Genomic DNA, 628 nt, shown 5'->3' with positions numbered 1-628 from the left:
CCCAGACGAGAGTGACGACGCTGACGATTGTAGAAAATCTCAATGTATTCCCGTATTACTGAGATGGCTTCATCCCGGTTATTAAAACGATAGTGGCTCAGGCTCTCATTTTTCAGCGTTCCCCAGAAGCTTTCCATCGGTGCGTTGTCGTAACAGTTACCTTTACGCGACATTGATGTTTTCAGACCAAACTGCTCCTGTATGACCCGGTAATCGTATGCGCAGTACTGTGAACCTCGATCAGAGTGGTGGATTAGCCCGGCAGGTGGGCGCTGGCTCCTGAGCGCCATAAACAGGGCTTTACCTGTCAGCTCTTTTGTCATGCGCTCTCCCATGGCGTAGCCGACAATTTCGCACGTATAAACATCTTTGATGCCAGCGAGGTACAACCATCCCTCCTGTGTGGCAACATACGTCAGGTCCGCCACCCAGACCTGATTTGGTGCTGTAGGAGCGAACGTCTGGTTCAGCAGATTTGGCGCAACTGGCAGATTGTGGTTCGAGTTCGTAGTCGCTCTGAACTTGCGTTTCTGCTTACAGCGTAGCCTTAGCTCCTTACGAAGACGTGCCAGTCGGTCACGACCAACGATGATGCCATTCTCTGCCAGCTCCGTCTGGAGCCGCCGGG

The 628-nt window shown here is 52.5% G+C and carries 1 pseudogene; it reads right to left on the bottom strand.

The features are described from left to right. Positions 1-628 (bottom strand): annotated as a pseudogene (locus E0D98_RS25410) (IS3-like element IS600 family transposase); the annotation flags it as partial.

It is taken from the genome of Escherichia sp. KCJ4928, from assembly GCF_004352695.1.
Classification (GTDB): Bacteria; Pseudomonadota; Gammaproteobacteria; order Enterobacterales; family Enterobacteriaceae; genus ECMA0423.
Note: the sequence above shows the minus strand (reverse complement) of the source record. Positions and strands in the feature narration are given on the sequence as shown.